This is a genomic window from Coleofasciculus sp. FACHB-1120, assembly GCF_014698845.1.
Classification (GTDB): domain Bacteria; phylum Cyanobacteriota; class Cyanobacteriia; order Cyanobacteriales; family FACHB-T130; genus FACHB-T130.
In genome coordinates, this window is sequence record NZ_JACJTV010000002.1 from 187,317 (window position 1) to 204,871 (window position 17,555).

15 protein-coding genes, 1 tRNA gene and 1 other annotated feature are annotated in these 17,555 nt (G+C 47.2%); of the genes, 4 read left to right on the forward strand and 12 right to left on the reverse strand.

All coding sequences use genetic code 11. The features are described from left to right. Window positions 1–117: 117 nt before the first annotated feature. Window positions 118–1,020 carry a VWA domain-containing protein gene (locus H6H02_RS02980; protein WP_190814527.1) on the reverse strand — a complete coding sequence of 301 codons (903 nt, stop codon included), beginning with the start codon at window positions 1,018–1,020 and terminating at the stop codon, window positions 118–120. Between the two features lie 243 nt (window positions 1,021–1,263). After that, entirely contained in the window at window positions 1,264–2,916 is a 1,653-nt protein-coding gene (locus H6H02_RS02985) for an ABC transporter substrate-binding protein (protein ID WP_190814529.1), read from the reverse strand. 426 nt (window positions 2,917–3,342) lie between these two features. On the opposite strand from H6H02_RS02985, the gene H6H02_RS02990 reads away from it, so the two are divergent. Continuing rightward, complete coding sequence (locus H6H02_RS02990; protein ID WP_190814531.1) at window positions 3,343–3,888, forward strand: GIY-YIG nuclease family protein; 546 nt, start codon at window positions 3,343–3,345, stop codon at window positions 3,886–3,888. 65 nt (window positions 3,889–3,953) lie between these two features. Beyond that, a complete protein-coding gene (locus tag H6H02_RS02995) occupies window positions 3,954–5,783 on the forward strand; it encodes a protein kinase (protein ID WP_190814533.1) in 1,830 nt (609 codons plus the stop codon). Between the two features lie 178 nt (window positions 5,784–5,961). Here H6H02_RS02995 and H6H02_RS03000 read toward each other — a convergent pair whose 3' ends face one another. Then, window positions 5,962–8,340: an ATP-binding cassette domain-containing protein gene (locus tag H6H02_RS03000; protein ID WP_190814535.1), complete on the reverse strand. Its 2,379-nt coding sequence runs from the start codon at window positions 8,338–8,340 to the stop codon at window positions 5,962–5,964. Between the two features lie 158 nt (window positions 8,341–8,498). Here H6H02_RS03000 and H6H02_RS03005 point away from each other — a divergent pair, with 158 nt between their 5' ends. Together H6H02_RS03005 and H6H02_RS27840 are read left to right on the forward strand one after the other, a co-directional pair. Continuing rightward, on the forward strand, window positions 8,499–10,019 hold the full coding sequence (locus H6H02_RS03005; protein ID WP_190814843.1) for an IMS domain-containing protein: 1,521 nt from the start codon (window positions 8,499–8,501) through the stop codon (window positions 10,017–10,019). Between the two features lie 77 nt (window positions 10,020–10,096). Further along, on the forward strand, window positions 10,097–11,341 hold the full coding sequence (locus tag H6H02_RS27840; protein WP_190814537.1) for a serine hydrolase: 1,245 nt from the start codon (window positions 10,097–10,099) through the stop codon (window positions 11,339–11,341). A gap of 297 nt (window positions 11,342–11,638) precedes the next feature. Here the strand turns inward: H6H02_RS27840 and rplL are convergent, their stop codons facing one another. The 9 genes from rplL to pstS form a co-directional block, all read right to left on the reverse strand. Then, complete coding sequence (rplL, locus tag H6H02_RS03015; protein WP_190814539.1) at window positions 11,639–12,031, reverse strand: 50S ribosomal protein L7/L12; 393 nt, start codon at window positions 12,029–12,031, stop codon at window positions 11,639–11,641. A 129-nt stretch (window positions 12,032–12,160) separates the two neighbouring features. Beyond that, a complete protein-coding gene (rplJ, locus tag H6H02_RS03020) occupies window positions 12,161–12,736 on the reverse strand; it encodes a 50S ribosomal protein L10 (RefSeq protein WP_190814541.1) in 576 nt (191 codons plus the stop codon). A gap of 45 nt (window positions 12,737–12,781) precedes the next feature. Further along, window positions 12,782–12,981 (reverse strand) — a sequence feature (ribosomal protein L10 leader region). Between the two features lie 91 nt (window positions 12,982–13,072). Continuing rightward, on the reverse strand, window positions 13,073–13,789 hold the full coding sequence (rplA, locus tag H6H02_RS03025) for a 50S ribosomal protein L1 (RefSeq protein WP_190814543.1): 717 nt from the start codon (window positions 13,787–13,789) through the stop codon (window positions 13,073–13,075). Window positions 13,790–13,889: 100 nt separating this feature from the next. Beyond that, window positions 13,890–14,315 carry a 50S ribosomal protein L11 gene (rplK, locus tag H6H02_RS03030; RefSeq protein ID WP_190814545.1) on the reverse strand — a complete coding sequence of 142 codons (426 nt, stop codon included), beginning with the start codon at window positions 14,313–14,315 and terminating at the stop codon, window positions 13,890–13,892. Window positions 14,316–14,324: 9 nt separating this feature from the next. Beyond that, window positions 14,325–14,981: a transcription termination/antitermination protein NusG gene (nusG, locus tag H6H02_RS03035; protein ID WP_190814547.1), complete on the reverse strand. Its 657-nt coding sequence runs from the start codon at window positions 14,979–14,981 to the stop codon at window positions 14,325–14,327. Beyond that, window positions 14,978–15,202: a preprotein translocase subunit SecE gene (secE, locus tag H6H02_RS03040; protein ID WP_190415197.1), complete on the reverse strand. Its 225-nt coding sequence runs from the start codon at window positions 15,200–15,202 to the stop codon at window positions 14,978–14,980. The genes nusG and secE overlap by 4 nt, the downstream gene beginning before the upstream one ends. A gap of 324 nt (window positions 15,203–15,526) precedes the next feature. Then, window positions 15,527–15,599 (reverse strand) — tRNA-Trp (locus H6H02_RS03045). Between the two features lie 92 nt (window positions 15,600–15,691). After that, entirely contained in the window at window positions 15,692–16,057 is a 366-nt protein-coding gene (gene rplS / locus H6H02_RS03050) for a 50S ribosomal protein L19 (RefSeq protein ID WP_190814549.1), read from the reverse strand. A 270-nt stretch (window positions 16,058–16,327) separates the two neighbouring features. Next, complete coding sequence (pstS, locus tag H6H02_RS03055; protein ID WP_199328953.1) at window positions 16,328–17,428, reverse strand: phosphate ABC transporter substrate-binding protein PstS; 1,101 nt, start codon at window positions 17,426–17,428, stop codon at window positions 16,328–16,330. Window positions 17,429–17,555: the final 127 nt, after the last annotated feature.

Consider the following 17,555-nt stretch of genomic DNA (forward strand, 5'->3'; position numbering starts at 1 on the left):
TATTTTCTCCTAGTAGCTATATTTTAGAGTTTTTAACGCAAAGGAGCGCAAAGGTAAGCGCAGAGGTACGCAGAGGTAAGAGTTTTTTGGCGTACCTTTGCGTTTTAAACGTCTCACCTAACATCTAACAACGATGTCCAATAAATTAAATAGCTGCCAAACAATCAAAGGGGTCAAAACGCTCCAAAATAGGGCATTACTTAAGGATAATTGACCAGAGAGGGAACGATCGAGACCGATTAAACCTTGAAGCAGCCACCGATCCAGGGGTAAAATTAACGTCCACATTAGAGCAATCCATATCGCCCCTAGCCCCAGAATAAGCCATTTAAGGTTACTGTTGAAACGAGTAAAAAATGTATCTGTGAAGAGCATTTCTAGATTATTTTGTTGACCAGACAGGTAAATCCCGCCAGTTGCTAAAGCTGCGGCTCGCAATTCTGGAGATCCTTCCCCTATAACAACTGTATTAATTCTAACTTTGCGATTCCTGGCATCGGTGATGATGGCTGGTGAGACATTAGCGTCGCCATCGGTAACTAACAGTAGTTCTCGACAGCGTTTTTGTGGAATCGTGCTAAGTGCTTCCGTACCTTTTTGAATCGCTAAATTAATATCTGTCGTATTGTTCGCTACCAGTTGAGGTAAATCGGGATTTGCCAAAGCTTGAGTTAATTCAGCGTCCACTTGCTGACTGTCTGTTTTAAAATCACCCGTAAGCGATCGCACAACTCCCCCAAATCCCAAAACTTGTATCTGGTTTTTGTTTCTCAACTGCTGGGTGTTTTGTTGCAAATACGACCGCACCGCTGCGACTTCTTGGTACATTACTGTACCTGGGGCGTTAAATTCTGTACTGTAAGTGCTGCTGCTGAGGTCGATAGCGATCGCAACTGCTACTGGCGGTCTCCCTAATCCTAACAGCCAGATGAGTGCCGTCACGACGATACACGCTCCCAGCAACATCAACGGAATCTGGAATAACGGATACAACCACAAACCGCGACGAGAACGACTCACTTAAAACCCTGTTGTAAATTGATCATGACTCATGAGTCATCAACAACAACGACTCATGACAAGCAAAAACAAACTATAAACTACAGTCCTTCAACTACCGACTCCGGACTGCAATCAACCTAAAAACTCCTTCTTCTTCCCTCTCTTCCCTCTCTTCCCTCTCTCTCCTCTCTTTCCTTCGTGTCCTTCGCGCCTAAAGCGCTTACGCGCATGGCTTCGCTAACGCAGTTCATTCTCTTTCTTCTAAATCGGGTTAAATTCATACTTAGATCCCGGCGGGCCATTAGAACCAGGCGCAGCTTGCACAAGCGGAACTTCATTGAGAACATTAAAATCCGTAGCAGTACCGCTAATGGGCACTCCCTGGTTCAGCAGTTGAGAGACGCCCGAACGAGAGGGATTTTGGCTAAAAGCAGACGTTAAAGCTTTCGTCGCATCATAAGCGGTAGCGGTGCGCCAGCTGACACGTCCTTTCCAAATCGTCGCAGCTTGGTTAGCGAAAGGATCGTTCGGTTGAGAACTCCAGGGAACTGCCAGCACAATGCCTTTAATCGCGTCGCCGCCAGAGGTGAGGATTGTTGGGTTATACAGTTCATCTCCACCAATTAACTGTAACCCTTGCGTCCCCCTGGGATTAGCTTTGGCAATCGCGATCGCTTGATCGACTTTATTCTTACTGAGTGCCAAGAAACCAATTTTCGCCCCCGCCTCAGTTGCATTCTGAATCTCAGTAGCAGCATTGAAATTGGCACCCGTAACATCTACTTCTTTCACGACTTTGCCGTTCACTTTAGATAAGGCGGTGGTGAACTGCTGCTTTAATTGCTGACTGTAAGGACTATCGGCGTTGTAAAAAACCACCACAGACGGCGCGGAGGACTTTGCAGCAGTATATTTTGCTAAGGTGGTGCCGACAGTTTGCAGATAAGTACCTAGCAACTCGTTGGCTTTTTTGGCGAGGGGGATGGTTTGCAAGGTAGACTGACCGCCAGAACCGGAAGTAATGCTGGTACTGATGGGAGAAAGGACGGTTAACCCAGCTTGTTCGTACATCGCGATCGCTTGCTGGGAACCATTATCTACCCCGTGTCCCAAAACGCCTAAAATATTCGGTGACTTGGTGAGGTCTTGCGCCAGGGAAACTGCTTTTACTGGGTCAACATCGTTGACAATCACGACTTCTAATAAGCGTCCGGGTGTCGCCGGAGACTGATTATATTCATCTTGTGCTTGTCCCACACCCCGGAGAACTTCCTTCGCCGTGTCCGGACTGGGGGTGATGGGGACTACGACTGCCATTGTCAGAGGATTTCCGGCTTTTTTGGCTTTGGCGTTATTCAGGTAAATTTTGCTTTCGGGATCGTTGGGGTTGACGCTAACCGCTTGTTGATATTGCGCGATCGCTTCCTCCCAATTTTTCTGGGCAAACGCGACTGCGGCGGCTGTTTTTTGGGAATTTGTTGCATCCTTTAACAGGATTTTCTCGCCTTGACTGATCAACTCGGCATTATTAGCGGTATCGCTTGCGATCGCTTGCGGATCGGCAGTTTCCGTGGGTGCATTGTCGCTAGCGGTGGGAGATTGAGTCTCAGGAGACGCCACGATTGCCGGTTGTTTATTCCCCTGTGTCAGTTTATACAAGCCAAATCCCCCCGCCAGTGCCGCCAGAATCCCCAGCAGAATCAGGATTGGCAGCAGAAGTGAAGGCTTAGAACCGGGCGGCTTAGAGATGACCGTTTTCTGGCTTTTCTGAGGATTCATTGCCTCTCTAGGCAAGCCGCAAACAATACAGTCTGGCCCGTGATTTTCCTGGGGTGGATGGGCTTCATTGCTTGGGTACTGTTGATTGTTGTTTTTCGGTACACCATCACAGATCCATTTGCCTTGCGTATTCAATTCTGCCAATCTCCCTGGTAGCCATACTTACTATTTATTCTAATAATTCCAATCTTCTGCCGGAAAGAGCGACTGTGTCATCGCCATTGCCATCAGGATTCATTCAGATTAAAAAAATTGATTATTATATCTTAATCATTTAATTCTTGTTAGCGGGGCAACGTTCGCCGCTCCAGACGCTTTAAGATAGTGAAGGTGCATTATCCTTGACTAAGCTTGTGAAGTGTAAGTGAGAAGCGTAGCGATAAGGTTAATTATTTTTTAGCGCTTTTTTGGCAGTAAGATGACGTTCAAAGAAAGAACCTCTGAATTTAAGCCTAAATCTGAATTCAGACTTAAATTCACGCTCAATATCTTTTCCTAAATTCATTCTAGCCACCTCTGTGAGATTATCAAAAAGTAAAATAAATAACTCAAAAACTACCGATGACTTCTGAAAGTGATATGCCATCTCTTGCCAGCCTAGAATATATCCCTTACATTGACGAAGCCGGACATTTACCGGAGGAATTGCAGGGAAAAATTGGGGTGTACGCAATTTTTGATCGAGAGAAGGTGCTGCAACTAATCAACTATTCTCGCGATATCAATCTCAGCCTCAAGCAACATTTAGTACGTCAACACGAACGCTGCTATTGGCTAAAAGCACATACGAGCGATCGCCCGAACCGTACCCTTCTAGAAAACATTCGGAATGCTTGGATTGAAGAAAATGGTGTCGTACCCGTTGGTAATGCTTCCGAACAAGCCGCATGGAACGATCCGATTGATGCAAAACAAGCAATGACGGCTGAGGAACAAACTAAGTTGACAAGTCCAGCGATGGATGAAGTCGGGCAAGGGAAGCTGTTAAAAAATGTAGCACGGCGCGTTGAAGAAGAAATTTTTCAACACCTCAAAACCCGTGGGGTTCAAGAAGAACTCCGCTTTAATCCAAAATTAAAAGAAAGTGGCTTACTAGACCTAAAGTAAGGACGCCATAATCGCAAGTCTTCTACAATCCTTGCACCAAGCAACCCCGACCGCCCTAACATCCCATGAATCCACACCTGTTGAACAATCGCTATCGCATTATCCAGACGCTGGGAAGTGGTGGATTTGGCAACACCTTTCTAGCAGAAGATACTCATATGCCGTCACAGCGTCGCTGCGTAATTAAACAGCTGAAGCCGATGGCAAACAATCCCCAGATGTTTCAGATGGCGCAAGATCGATTCCAACGGGAAGCGGCTATTTTAGAGGCGATGGGGGAAGGTAGCGCTCAAATTCCCAAGTTGTACGCCTATTTTTCAGAAGCTGGGCAGTTTCACCTGGTGCAGGAATTCATTGAAGGGCAAACCCTGACAAAAAAGGTGCAAACTCAAGGGTTAGTGCCGGAACATCAAGTTAAGGAGATACTTGTCAGTCTGCTGCCCGTCTTGGATTATATCCATAGCAAGGGCATCATTCACCGGGATATCAAACCGGACAATATTATTATCCGGCAACGGGATGGAAAGCCGGTATTAATTGATTTCGGTGCTGTTAAGGAAAGTATGGGCGCGGCGGTGAATCAGGGGAATGCTCCCGCCTCGATAGTAATTGGCACGCCGGGATTTATGCCGCCAGAACAGGGAGTCGGGCAACCCCTTTTCTCCAGCGACATATATAGTTTGGCGCTGACGGCGATTTATCTACTCACGGGGAAACTCCCGCAAGATTTACCAACCGATCCGCGAACCGGGGAGATTCTGTGGCATCAGTCCGCAGCGAATGTTAGTCCGGGTTTTGTGGCTGTCTTGGATAAGGCGATTCAGTCGCATCCGCGCGATCGCTATTCCACTGCTAGAGAAATGCTCGATGCTTTACAATCGGGTGCAACTCCAACGGTGGCTTCTGCTGGGGGTGCTGGATCGAATATGGCAACCGTTGCGGTGTCTCCGGGTGGTGGGAGGAACGTTTCGCCTGCGCCCGTCAATTCGCCGTATACCCCTCAAAATCCTGCGCCTGTAGTTGGTCAAGGACAGCAGCGGAATCCTCTGCTAATCGGCATTGTGGGTGCAATTGTTTTGGTGGGCGCTATTGTCGGTCTTACCCGACTTTTCAACAAATCACCCGAATCACCGTCTCCCGTCACGTCATCTTCCCCATCAACATCACAACCAACCACCAGAGAACCAGAACGAACCCCAGAAAGAAATCGTCCCCTAGAGACATCGCCAGAACCATCACCTGAAAATTCGCCGACAAGACAGGACGAAGCGACTCCGCCGCCGGTTATTGCTGAATCTCCTAGCCCAAAATCGGAGCGATCGCCTGAACCCGAACCCGCGCAAACTCCAGAACCCGCACCCGTTCAATCTGCGACACCCGAACCCGCGCGATCGCCCGAACCCGCACAAACTCCCGCCGCACCCGTACCCGAAAACAATAACCAGAATCCAAATCGTCCAGTTTCGAGCGTTCCCACATTTCCTGTCGGTACATCAAGAAGCACTATACAAGCATCCCTCGGCACTCCGAACAGAGATGTGAGTGGCGCTTGGAGAACCCGCGCTGTCGTCTATAACTTAGTGCCAAATCAGATCGATCTTGGCTACTTATTCGATCGGAATTCTGGTCGTCTTCGCCAAACTGAAGCCTCCTTTTACCCAACAGTAGATCCTCAAGTCATGGAGACTACTTTGGATGGATTATTAAAAGGTGGAGCCAACAATTACACCAAACAGGGACTCAGACAGGTGCAACAGCGTCGGAGGAATTCTTACACTTTTACTCAAGGCTCTCTAAAAGGCATGATTGTCCGTCAAGATTGTGATGTTATTTACATCAGTATTTGGGATGCAGATTTGCACGAACACAATCCGTCTGCTGCCAGGAAATGTTAGTATTTTTATCGTCCGCTTTGGGATAATGCTAATAGTTGTAGTTTACAAGGAGTTGTTAGGTTTCGTCCCTCAGCCCAACTTACATGGTTTTCTAAATCGTGCTTTTCAGTCTACTATTTGAGTGAACTTTGGCTTAAAGTGTGCGGCTTCAATCGCTGGCGGGTGAATGAGTTAGAAACTAAAATATATCCTTTCGCTTTTGTATCCAAAAAGTAACTGTTAAATACACTGCCGCGTGCAGCAACAAAATTCCCCAATTTAACCCTAAATTCTGCCACGTTGGATCGTAAATTGGCGTTTTATCAAACGGCATCGGCGCAAGCGTACCATTCGGTAAAAAAATCGGCTCCGGAACCATTGCATTAACATTCACCAAAGAACCATAACCGCCAATCGACCAGCGACTTAACATCAACCAGGAAATTTTACTGGCGATTCCTTCCATCTTAAATAAAACGCCGGAAAAGATAATTTGAGGTAGCAAAAGTAAAGGTAAAGCACTATTCGCTTGACTGCTATTTTTGACAAGGGATGAAACCAGCAATCCCAAACTCATGCTAGTAACAAGCGTCAAAAAAGTAGTAATTGTGAATCCTAAAGACCAAGGCATTAATTCAGGCTGTGGAGATTTGAAACCAATAAGAATTACTGCTGAAATCAGTAAGGATTGCAACAAGGCTAGCCCGGAAAGAACTAATATTTTGGAAACGAGATAAGGAATTAACCCTAAATTTACCAATCGTTCTCGCAGGTAGATTGCAGATTCTTTCACAATTTCTTGTAGGGAACTGGAAAGTCCTACCCAAATCGCAGCGCAGGTAAATACAAATAATACGCGCAGCGCTAAAGGTGCAAGCGCAGGATCGGATTCGCTGCTAAGAACAAGAGGATTTTTCCCTCCAATTGCTAGGGGAATTAAGGCGATACCGATGGGAGAAGTTAAAACAGATAAGGCGAGATAGATGCGATCGCGTCCGATCATCTTCAAGTAGCGCCCACTCAGCAAAGCTAATTGCTTCCAAAGAGAGATACTGGCTTTCTGGGAAGGTGAACTGGCATTTTGTGGCGTATGACTGCCAGCACCGAGGGAATTTGCGACGTAGTGTTGATAATCGGGTGATTGCCGAAACTGATGCGCGTATTGTTGGACAATGGCTTCGGTGTCTTCGTCTTTATCCCGATCCAGTTGCGTGTAAATATCAGCAAAGTTATCCGTTGTTACCCCAAAAAATTTCAGCGCGTCCTCCGGGATGCCATAGTAACAAAGTCGTCCGCCGCGTCCGAGAAAAGCCACGCGATCGCACATTTTGATATTTGCCGTCGCATGAGTGACTAAAACAATCGTGCGTCCTTGATCCGCTAATCTCCGCAACATCTGCATCATCTTCTTATCCAAACCAGGATCGAGTCCCGAAGTCGGTTCGTCTAAGAAAAACAGCTTTGGATCGGCTAAAAGTTCTACCCCAATACTGACTCGCTTGCGCTGACCGCCGCTGAGATGTTTGATTAAGGCATCTTGGCGATCGGACATTTCAATATCAGTTAGAGTTTTTTGCACCACTTCCACATCTGTATCTGGTGGAAGTCGCAGCGCCGCTGCATAAGTCAGCACCTCTACCACTGTCAAATCTCGGTGCAAAATATCATCTTGGGGCACATAACCAATTTGCGTACGGTACAGATTAAAGTTCTTCTGCAAATTGTCGCCATTGAGATATACCGCACCCTGAGTCGTCTTCTCAATCCCCAATAAAGCCTTCAGCAACGTAGATTTACCCGTTCCGCTTCCTCCCACCAAAGCCACAAATTGTCCCGGTTCAATCGCCAAGGAAACGTCATCCAGACGCCGTTCGATGGCCAGATTCTCAGCATCCAAACGAATTTGATTCCCCCGGTCGAGTACCACCAGATTGTCGCCGCGCAGTACCAGGGTAAATGACCCAATGCGAATGGTTGTCCCCTGTGACAGGACAGCAGAACCCGTGACTCGTTGCCCGTTTATAAAGACGCCGTTGGTACTGCGATCTTGCAAGATGTAGCGCCCCTGAGAGTCCGTATCAATCGTGGCGTGACGCCGAGAAACGATGGGCGAATCTAACTGCATTGTGGCATTGGCGTCGCGTCCGATTTCCACCGACCGATTTTTGAGCGAGACGGGACGCGGTGGCGTCAGCATTTTGGCGCTGGAGGGATTGAAATACCTCAGTTGAATTAAATTCTGGGGATTTTGACCAATTTGAATTTCGATGCCGTTTTCTAGGCGATAGCCTTCTGTAGGCGTAATCAATCGGTGATCTACAAACAACTTATTAGTACTGGGTTTGCGCCCATCGCCGTCATAAATGTAATAGTCATCCCCATCTCTATGTAAGACAGCTTGGCAAGCTGAGATGACGCGCCAATCATCTGGAACAATTAGATCGGCGAAAGCGCGATCGCGTCCCAGTCTGTGTCGTTCTGCTGTCAGTTCCAAGGGCGGTAAAATCTGCCCCTGATTGTTTAGCACCAAGTAGGGATTTGTACTAATAACAGTCCGCTGCCCTGATTGGCTGGTCATTGGATTCTCTAAAAGTAGGTAACTTTATTTTGGGAATATAAAACCTTTCCCAGGTTTCTCAATCTTTACGTATTGGTAAATTTTGCGGAAACTGCCGGGAAAGCCTTGAAGACTTGGTGTTATCTTCTAAAGAAAACCTTACGCGGTGAAGGCCAATGATGCCAACGCTGTTGGACAATCGCTATCGCATAATTCAGACGCTTGGCGCTGGAGGGTTTGGCGAAACCTTTCTAGCAGAAGATATCCATATGCCTTCGGGTCGCCGGTGCGTGATTAAGCTACTCAAGCCGGTGACGAATAATCCCCAGGTTTACCAGCTAATTAAAGATCGATTCCAACGCGAAGCCGCCATTTTAGAAGAGTTGGGCGAAGGCAATCACCAGATTCCCCGATTATTTGCTTACCTTGCATCTGGCGATCAATTCTACCTAGTTCAGGAATGGATTGAGGGGGAAACGCTGGCTCAAATGGTGCAACAGCAGGGGTCACTCAGCGAGAGTTCGGTGCGGGAAATTTTGGTAAATCTGTTACCCGTCCTAGATTACGTGCATCACAAGGGGATTGTTCATCGAGATATTAAGCCAGCCAACGTGATTGTGCGAAAACGGGATACCAAACCCGTCTTGATTGATTTCGGCGCAGTGAAAGAAACGATGGGCACCGTCGTTAATTCTGAGGGGCGTGCCATCAGCTCAATTGTAATTGGCACGCCTGGATTTATGCCTAGCGAGCAGGCAATCGGACGCCCACATTTTTCAAGTGACTTGTATAGTTTGGGTTTGACGGCGATTTATCTACTGACCGGCAAACTTCCTCAATCCCTAAATATCGATCGTGACAGCGGCGAGATTCTGTGGCATCAGTACGCTTTGAATGTTAGCGCCAGTTTGCTGGCGGTGCTGGATAAGGCGATTCAGTCTCATCCGCGCGATCGCTATACGAATGTCCAAGAAATGCTTGATGCTTTAGAAACTCCAGTCTCTCCGATTCCCCCCACGGTTGCCTACATTCCGCCGCAAGTTGTTTCTCCACCCCCAGAAAACTCCTATCAGCCGTCCACGGTGCCTTCCTACCCTCCTGAAGTTGCTTCTTTGCAAACCGCTGCGGTGTCATCTTCCCAACCTGTTCCCACCAGAACCATCTCCGATTCACGAGATTGGCAGAAAGCAGTAATTTTAGGCAGTGTAATTGGGGTAATAATTCTGGGTGGTATTTTATTCAAAGCTGGAAATTTACCAAGTTTTCTAACTAACCGTTCTCCGAATGTAGAAAACCCTCAGCAAGCGCAACAAGAAGCCGTTGCATTAATTAATCAGTGGGTAAACGGTAAGCGAGAAATATTCGCTCCCCCCTTCAATCGTGAACTTGCTGCCGAACTGACCACGGGCAAACTCTATGAAGCTACTGTCGGTGATGGCGGCTCAATGGCTTGGCTAGAAAACAATAATGCTTACTACCAATACGGCGTTCAAAAAGTCGGAAATGTTGAACAATTTACTGCGGATGGCGAACAAGCAACCATCGAAATCAGCGTAACTGAAGACCGAACTCTGTATCGGAACGGTAACATCGACCCCAACGAAACTGACTCCAAAACTCGACTGGTGCGTTACACTTTGCAATCGGTAGACGGCAAATGGAAAATACTTGATTACAAAACGATCAGAGAAATTCAATAAATACCCGTGCAGTTGCTCTGTTCAAAATAATTTTGAACGGGAAATCAGGAAAACTTAAAAACCGTAAGGTGTAGCTCGTGGGTCAGCAACCACAACCAAAACCGAATCAACGTGCCCAACAAATTGCCAAATTTAAAGCCAGACGTGCAGCTCGTGCCCATCAAGTCAAGAGACGGGTGCGACGGCTGCGATTTGCTGCTTTAGCGATCGCCTCCGCTACAATCTTTACAACTTGTGGATTAACGTTAAATCGGTTGGTAACTCGCCGTCCAGCAGTCGTATCCGAGCAACCAAGTTCTATCTTACCGGTACTTCCCCCTTGGGCTAAAACCCCATTACTACCTCTTCCTTCTCGCCTACCCGGACGCGATGCTTCACAACTTGTCTACAATGTCAAGACGCCGCCGAACTTTAAGCAGAGCCAGGACTTGGAAGAAATTGTTGATGAGGCTGTGAAATTGGCGACCGAGAAAGACTTACCCACAAAGCCTTTATCCATTACCTTAATCAATGTAAAAACGGGTGAAATTGCCGGATATAAACAAGATACCTTGAGATATCCTGCTAGCGTCATCAAAATGTTTTGGATGGTGGCTCTCTATGCCCAGATAGAAAACGGGATTTGGGCAGAGGAAAGTGTATTTTCTTTGTATCTGTCGAAAATGATCAAGGAGTCTGATAACGAGGCAGCCAGCTTGATTCTTGACCTGTTAACAGATACGCAATCTAGACCAAAAATAGAAAATGATCGAGAATTTAAAACATGGCTGGATAAGCGTCAACAAGTTAACCAATTTTTTAGAGGAGCAGGCTACAAAGATATTAATATTAGCCAAAAAACTTTTCCAATTCCCTACCTCAGACTTCCACGACCTCTAGAAATTGATTTACAAATGCGAGGCGATCCCAAAGAGCCAATTCGGAATAAGATAACAACCGATCAAGCAGCTAGGCTCCTGTACGAAATGTGTGGAACTGGACAGGCTGTTTCCTCAGGCGCTAGCGAAAAAATGTGCGGATGGCTAAGAAGAGATTTGCGCCCAGAAATGAGGACACTAGAGTCAAAAACCTGGGGGGACTTCAACCCCATCCAGGAGTTTTTTGGTGAAGCTTTATCTGATGTAGATATTGATTTTTACTCAAAGGCGGGTTGGACTTCTTTTTCGCGCCAAGAAGCGGCATTTGTCGCAACGAGAGATGGTAGCACCGTTTATATTTTGACTGTCTTTGGTGACGATGCCGCTTACGCTAAAGATAAGACAATTTTTCCCAAGATGTCTCGTTTAGTCTTCGATCGCATGGTCGCCCGTAATTCCCTCTAGTAACAAAAGAGGGATTAGATTATCTAAAAAACCACCTACAAAAAAAAGGAGCCTTCCTCAGACTCCTGAATCGTAATTCCTGTTTAGCTTCAGGAAATCACTTCATTTCTATTCGGTGATTTTTTGCTAAGTAGGCGGATGCAATTAAATTGAAGATTTTCGTAGGTTAGTTGGGAAAAGGCAAGGAAACCCCAAATTTGCATGAGTTACGCGATCGCTAACCCATCCTACAAATAATTAATCCTGCCTACTGAATGGCTAATGACTTTTTACAATGAGCCATTAGCCATTAGCCTTTTACTTAACTGCTACCTTTGCACCAGCTTCTTCCAACTGCTTCTTGATGTCAGCAGCTTCTTCTTTAGCAGCGCCTTCTTTAACTGGCTTAGGAGTGGATTCTACCAAGTCCTTAGCTTCTTTCAGACCTAGACCCGTGATAGTGCGTACTACCTTAAGAATGGCAATCTTCTTATCAGCTGGGACATCTTCCAGAATCACGTCAAAGGCGGTTTGCTCTTCGACTGGTTCCGCAGCAGCAGCACCACCTGGAGCCGCCATCATCATCATTCCACCAGCAGGGGCAGCGGCACTAACGCCGAAAGCCTCTTCAATCTGCTTAACGAGTTCAGAAGCTTCCAGCAGAGTCAGTGATTTTAGTTGATCGAGAATTTGGTCAGTGGTAGCAGACATTTCAAAACTCCAGTAACGTTATTTTTGATAAAGCCTGGGTAGGCAGGCTTTGTTTGTGTAGCCGCGAATTCATTCGTCGGGGTTTAGGTAGCTGCTGCATCGGCAGACTTTGTACCTGTAGCCGCCAATTTATTCCTCAGGCGTTGAGGCAGTAGCAGTGGCATCGCTTTCGCCGTTGCCACCTTCTTGCTGCTCGGAGACTGCTTGTAGTCCTCTTGCCAGCGAAGCTGGAACTTCGTTGATAGCCACAGCAATCTTGGTTGCCAAGCCATTGATAGCTCCAGCAATTTGCGCCATGAGTTGTTCCTTGGAGGGCAAATCTCCTAGCGCTTTGATGTCGGCTTGGGTCAAAGCTCGACCTTCCATCACACCACCGCGAAGTTCTGTCTTCTTGGTAGCTTTTTGGAAGTCTTGGTAAGCCTTAATTGCGCCGCTCAAATCGTCCTTGACTAGCAAGAAAGCAGAAGAACCTTTAAGAAACTCTGACATCGGTTGCCAGTCGGAATTCCCTTCTATGGCAATTCCCATGAGCTTGTTCTTGCTCACCTTGCAAACAGTGCCGCTGGGACGCAGCCGCCGCCGCAAGTCCATAATCTCCGAAACCGATAACCCTTGGTAATCAATGACGATTGCCAGCTGAGCTTCATTTAAAGTTTCTTTGATTTCAGCAACCATCGCCCGTTTATCTTCCGGCGTTCTACCCATGTATCTTTCACCTCCTTTAGAAAATGCAGAATGCCAAACCTAAAAAAGCCCAATTAAAAACCCCAGCGGTTAAGCCGGGGTTACGCAATATCCCAAGGAACCCTTTTCAGGGTTCGCATTTTTGGTGCGGCTTCTGCCATGTTGCGTGTGGCGAGAAGATTAACCTTAATGCGGTAAAGTCGCAAACCTAGGCAGGAAATTAAGCCATTAGCTCCTGCTGTCTCCGGCGCGTGCTATTCAGTTAATTGGGCTGAAAACTTTAAATCTTGCTCCTGTTGTTTACTTCATCGATTGCTCCTGTAAGGGTGGGAAACCCTTGCCCCTACAAGGCTGAATTTAGGCAGCTTCAGTCAGCTTTAGATCGCGCAGGGCATTGATGTCAATTTCAATCGATGGCCCCATTGTCGCAGATATGTACACTGTGCGCCAGTAGCGACCCTTGGCTCCAGAAGGACGGTTACGGTCAATCGTTTCCTGTAACGCCTTAAGATTCACGAGCAAGTCTTGAGTTGGAAAGGCAGCTTTGCCAAACAAAACGTGGACGATCCCAGTACGGTCAGCTCTGAATTCTAACTTACCAGCTTTAAATTCAGCGATCGCCTGCACCAGATCAAACGTTACTGTCCCGCCTTTGGGGTTAGGCATCAAACCACGGGGACCGAGCAAACGTCCCAGTTTTGCCACCTGAGGCATCATATCTGGTGTCGCTAGCAGCAGGTCAAAATCCATCATGCCTTTTTGGATTTGGTCAATCAGCTCTTCGGAACCGGCAATATCAGCACCGGCATTGCTGGCTTCTTGTACCTTTTCCCCTCTGGCAATTACGGCAACTCGAATCGTCTGTCCAGTTCCTTTGGGCAAAGCCACGGTTGTCCGCAGCTGTTGGTCTGTGTATTTGGGATCGATTCCTAGACGGATATGCGCTTCAGCCGATTCGGAAAACTTGGCAGTGGCTGTCTCTTTTAAAAGGTTGAGAGCCTCTGTGGGTTCGTAGGGTCGATCTTCGACTTTCTTTTGCAGCTCTTGGAGCCTACGGGATACTTTTTTTACCATATTTGTCTCCTGGGGTTATTAACGAGATGTTATCTCTCCCCCGATTGGGTTTACTGTTGCCAGCTTTTCGCTTGCTTGCAATTAGCGAATCAAAGAATGGTTATTCTTTGATTGTAACGCCCATATTCCGGGCAGTTCCTTCCACAATTTTCATTGCCGCATCAATGTCGTTGGCATTGAGATCGGGCATTTTAGTTTGGGCAATTTCTTGCAACTGTGCCTTTGAAATTGACGCCACTTTTTTCCGGTTTGGTTCGTTGGAGCCTCGCTCAATGCCAGCTGCCTTACGAATCAGAACGGATGCCGGTGGTGTTTTTAGAACAAAGGTAAAACTGCGGTCTTCATAGACTGAGATTTCTGCCGGAATTACCATCCCGGCTTGATCCGCTGTTTTGGCGTTGTATTCTTTGCAGAACGCCATAATATTTACCCCGTGCTGACCAAGTGCTGGTCCCACTGGTGGGGCAGGGTTCGCCTTGCCAGCATTAAGAGCTAGCTTGATGATTGCAACAACTTTCTTTGCCATCTTAACTATTTAGCTTTGTTTCTGAACCTGATTAAACTCCAATTCTACCGGCGTATTGCGTCCAAAAATGGATAGTAACGCCTTCAGCTTGCTTCTTTCTGGGCTGACTTCAATGACCTCGCCTTCAAAATCTTTAAACGCACCAGAAAGGACAATAATCTTATCTCCTGTAGCCAGATGAGTTTTCACTACTGGCTCTTGCTCGGTAGCTTGTTTAAAGATGCGTTCAACTTCTGAAAAACTCAGCGGCAAGGGTTTAACGTGTCCGCGTCCCCGTCCGTAACGGCGTTTTTGTTCTGCACCGACAAAGTTAATCACGTTTGGGGTATTCTTGACAACCTGCCAAGCTTCATCGTCCATCTCCAATTCACCCTCTGCCCCAGGCAGTAGCCGCATTCGGACTAGCACGTAGCCGGGAAAGACTTTTTCTTCCGACTCCTTGCGAGTGCCATCTTTGAGCATTTTTAGGGTGCGAGTTTGAGGAATTTCCACCTGGAGAATGCGATCGCGAACATCAAGAGTTTGAATCCGCTGTTCTAAATTTGTCTTGACACGTTTTTCACATCCAGATGCCACCTGAACGGCGTACCACCGGGATTTTACCGAGCCTTCTGACGTGTCTTCAAGTTGATTGAAATCCTGTGGATTGTCGGTTGCAAAACTCATCCGAACACCTGCTTTGCTGCCCAAGCAAAGAAACCATCAACTAGATAAATTAAAACTGCCGAAAGAGTTACCATTAACAGCACGGCAGCAGATTCGCTGAGCAATTGCTGCCGACTGGGCCAGACGACTTTATTCAGTTCGTCTTTGGTTTCCTGAAAAAAGGTTGATATATTAAACCCAGTTGTTTTTGCTTCGCTCTCGGCTTCGTTTTTCTTTGCCACAATATCTCTCCCGTTAATACAGCTCTTGAGCAGTTCATTTCTGCCGCTTTTAGCTGTGTACAGCCTAATGTGCTGCCAATCCACGCAGATACCGATGCAATCGTTGGGTCTAGCACCTGACTTAGGCAATACTGATGAACCACCTACACAACACAAGTCTACCCGAAAGTAAACGTTTTTGAGGCTGACTATGCAACCACAGGGATGCTTTCGGGCAGAGCTTTAGTTCCTAAGTTCTGAGTCCCGCTATGCTTTCACTTAGTTGGCGCTGTTGCGCTACTTCGCGAACACTCTTCAGTTCTCAGTCCTGTTTTGTGATGAGAGCGCGCCCTGGAGGACTTGAACCCCCGACATCAGGTTTTGGAGACCTGCGTTCTACCAACTGAACTAAGAGCGCACAGGTGGGTTTGAGAGCAAGAGGCTGAACTTTTCTATATTTAAGTTTAACCCCTAGCGGCGTCAATCGGGAATAACCTTGTCCAAATTGGACTACAGGCTACGGTCAAAGCGTTGTTTAACGCGAGTGGCTTTCCCGACGCGATCGCGCAGATAGTACAGTTTAGCACGACGCACCTTACCCCGACGAATAATCTTGATACTTTCAACTCGGGGAGAATGGATCAGGAATACTCGCTCAACGCCTACTCCCTGAAATACTCGCCGCACGGTAATCGTACTGTTAATGCTGCTGCTACCGCCCTTGGCAATGACGACGCCTTCATAGGGCTGCGTCCGTTCTTTACCGCCTTCCTGGATAACTACCCCAACCCTAACGGTGTCACCCACATAGATAAGGGGCAACTCTTTTTTCAGATGCTCCGCTTCAATTGAGCGGATGATTTCCTGAGCGTTCATTGGTTTCGCCAAAAAGTCACAGCCTTTTATTTTATATCAACAAACAGGTATACGTCTACTGCGAATCTCTAAATTTTTACATTCACTTTTGTAGGCGATACAGTGCTAGTGGAATTTAGGATTGGAAGTTCTAGATTCTCACCCTCCAATCCCAAAACTTGATTGTTAAGCCTTCATAGTCAAGTAGGGTAAGCAGTGCCTACTTGACTAACATTCCCGTTCAGAAGGGATAAGCCTCTTGCCGATTCGGGCAATATCTAACCCTGGAACTTACGGCTTAATGCTATCCACTGCTGCTTGAACTTTGGTAACAACAGGCTGGGGAAGAGGCACGTATCCTAGCTCTTCACTGTATTTCTGCCCCTCGGTTAAGCTCCACTTAAGAACATTCTTTAAAGCTTGTGCCTTTTGGGGGTCTTCATAGGTTTTGTAAGCCATGATCCAGGTATAGGTGACAATCGGGTAAGAATTCTCGCCTTCAGGATCGGCAATGTAAGCCTGCAAATCTGCGGGAAGAGTCACTGCCGCTAGTGCGTTAGCCGCAGTTTCGCCAGAGGGTTCAATAAATTTGCCCGATTTATTTTCCAGCGCCGCTGTGGGGATATTTTGTTGCTTGGCGTAGCCGTACTCAACATAACCGATGGCACCATCACTTTGCAGGAGTTGAGCGGTGACGCCTTCGTTGCCCTTGGCACCCACACCGACAGGCCAGTTGACAGTTTTACCTGCCCCAGGACCACTTTTCCATGCCGGACTAATCGCACTTAGGTGTTGCGTAAAGACACTTGTAGTACCACTACCATCCGAGCGATGGATAACTGTGATTGGTCGGTCTGGTAATGTCAATCCCGGATTAGCTTGGGCAATTCTGGGGTCATTCCAGTTCTTAATTTTGCCTAAGAAAATATCGGTGTAAACGGCACGCGGTAGTTTCAGACCCTTGACATCGGGTAGGTTGTAGCCGAGAACAATGCTGCCTGCTGTCATAGGTAATAACACGGCACCCTTGGCAACCTTGGTGATTTCCTCTGGTTTCATCCCCGTGTCGCTGGCACCAAAGTTTACGGTTCCCTGAGTGAACTGTTCCACACCAGCGCCGCTGCCAACCGATTGATAGCTGACTTGGACGTTGGGATTTTGCTTGTTGTACTCAGAGAACCACCGCTGATACAAAGGAGCTGGAAAACTAGCACCGGCACCTGTGAGGCTGACGTTGCTACCGCCGCCACCGCCTGCGGCAGCAGGAGTGGCGCTACCTGTTGTTCCTGCCGCTGGACTGCTGGTAGGAGTGGTATTTGGTGACTGACAGGCAGCCACACTCAGTGAGAGGGCGATCGCAGGAATTAGAAAAGCCCGTGGTTTTGAACGCATTGGAGAAAACATAGCCTTATCTTTGAGTCTTTAAAAAGGTGACGCTGAAGAATTGCCAAAAATGCTAGGTGCATCTCACTTCCTGGCGATTATTGTCGTTTTATTAACCGCCAGGAGGGGGAACGAA

Bases quoted from the DNA above. Each gene is read 5' to 3' on its own strand.
- H6H02_RS02990 (WP_190814531.1), top strand. From the start codon at position 3,343: ATGACTTCTGAAAGTGATATGCCATCTCTTGCCAGCCTAGAATATATC.
- H6H02_RS02995 (WP_190814533.1), top strand. From the start codon at position 3,954: ATGAATCCACACCTGTTGAACAATCGCTATCGCATTATCCAGACGCTG.
- H6H02_RS03000 (WP_190814535.1), bottom strand. From the start codon at position 8,340: ATGACCAGCCAATCAGGGCAGCGGACTGTTATTAGTACAAATCCCTAC.
- H6H02_RS03005 (WP_190814843.1), top strand. From the start codon at position 8,499: ATGCCAACGCTGTTGGACAATCGCTATCGCATAATTCAGACGCTTGGC.
- rplL (WP_190814539.1), bottom strand. From the start codon at position 12,031: ATGTCTGCTACCACTGACCAAATTCTCGATCAACTAAAATCACTGACT.
- rplJ (WP_190814541.1), bottom strand. From the start codon at position 12,736: ATGGGTAGAACGCCGGAAGATAAACGGGCGATGGTTGCTGAAATCAAA.
- rplA (WP_190814543.1), bottom strand. From the start codon at position 13,789: ATGGTAAAAAAAGTATCCCGTAGGCTCCAAGAGCTGCAAAAGAAAGTC.
- rplK (WP_190814545.1), bottom strand. From the start codon at position 14,315: ATGGCAAAGAAAGTTGTTGCAATCATCAAGCTAGCTCTTAATGCTGGC.
- nusG (WP_190814547.1), bottom strand. From the start codon at position 14,981: ATGAGTTTTGCAACCGACAATCCACAGGATTTCAATCAACTTGAAGAC.
- rplS (WP_190814549.1), bottom strand. From the start codon at position 16,057: ATGAACGCTCAGGAAATCATCCGCTCAATTGAAGCGGAGCATCTGAAA.
- pstS (WP_199328953.1), bottom strand. From the start codon at position 17,428: ATGCGTTCAAAACCACGGGCTTTTCTAATTCCTGCGATCGCCCTCTCA.